Here is a 1,117-nt window from a genome sequence, read left to right on the forward strand (position 1 = left end):
GCCTTCAGGAGTCCCACCGGGTGTGGTGTCGCGGCAAGGATCGCGGCACCACACCCGGGTTCAGCGCGCGATCGTTCACGGCGCCTCGCCGTCTTCTGCGCCAGCCGGGTGATCAAGGACCGCGTCGAGGAGCCCCGGGAACCGGGCACTCACATCGTCCAGCCGAAGCTGGTTCTGGATCGTGGTCCCCACGTACCTCTGACTGATCAGCCCCGCTTCGCGAAGGACGCGAAAGTGGTAGGTCGATGTCGCCTTCGAGACCGGAAGCTCAAACGCGCTACAGGCCTGCTCGGCCCCGGTCTCGTAGAGCTCCTGGACGACGGACCGTCGGATCGGGTCGGACAGCGCGGACAGTACCGCGTCCAGAGTGAACTCCTCGCGCCCTGGGTGTTCCAGCACTCTCGCCACGCCAGTCCCCTCTCCTACCTGTGATACGTCGCACCGCCCATTGTACGAGAACTGTCGTACACTCGTCAGTATTACGAAGATCGTCGTACTACGGAGGCTTGCAGTGCCCACCCTGTTCGATCCCCTGAAGCTGCGTGACGTCGAGTTCCCGAACCGAATCTGGATGTCGCCGATGTGCACCTACTCCGCTGTGCCCACGGGCGAGCAGGCGGGAGCGCTGACCGGCTTCCACCACGCCCACTACGTCGCACGGGCTGCGGGAGGGGTCGGTCTGGTCATGCTCGAGGCGACCGCGGTCTCACCAGTAGGGCGCATCACCCCGAACGACCTGGGGCTCTGGAGCGATAAGCAGGTAGGCGGTTACGCGAACCTCGTGGCAGAGATCCACGCGTCGGGCGCGAAGGCGGGCATCGAGCTCTCCCACGCGGGCCGCAAGGCATCCACGGCACAGCCGTGGCACGGGGGCGCCTACCTCGACACGCCACATGGCGGCTGGGCGACTCAAGGCCCCAGCGCACTGGCCTTCCCCGGCTCCCCAGCCCCATACCCGTTGACCACCGAAGAGATCCGCGGCGTCGTTCGCGACTTCGTGGACGCCGCCACCCGTGCGGACGACGCCGGGTTCGACGTTCTGGAGATCCACGCCGCCCATGGCTACCTCCTGCACTCCTTCCTCTCACCGATCTCGAACGATCGGCATGACGAGTAC

Annotated in this window: 1 protein-coding gene and 1 pseudogene; one reads left to right on the forward strand and one right to left on the reverse strand. The window is 66.2% G+C overall.

The window, feature by feature from the left end:
• Nucleotides 1–75: 75 nt before the first annotated feature.
• On the reverse strand, nt 76–408 hold the full coding sequence (locus ACFCZN_RS21360; RefSeq protein WP_430558101.1) for an ArsR/SmtB family transcription factor: 333 nt from the start codon (nt 406–408) through the stop codon (nt 76–78).
• A 103-nt stretch (nt 409–511) separates the two neighbouring features.
• On the opposite strand from ACFCZN_RS21360, the pseudogene ACFCZN_RS21365 reads away from it, so the two are divergent.
• Nucleotides 512–1,117: pseudogene (locus ACFCZN_RS21365) on the forward strand (NADH:flavin oxidoreductase/NADH oxidase); the annotation flags it as partial.

Source organism: Isoptericola sp. NPDC056134, from assembly GCF_042264825.1.
Classification (GTDB): domain Bacteria; phylum Actinomycetota; class Actinomycetes; order Actinomycetales; family Cellulomonadaceae; genus Isoptericola; species Isoptericola nanjingensis.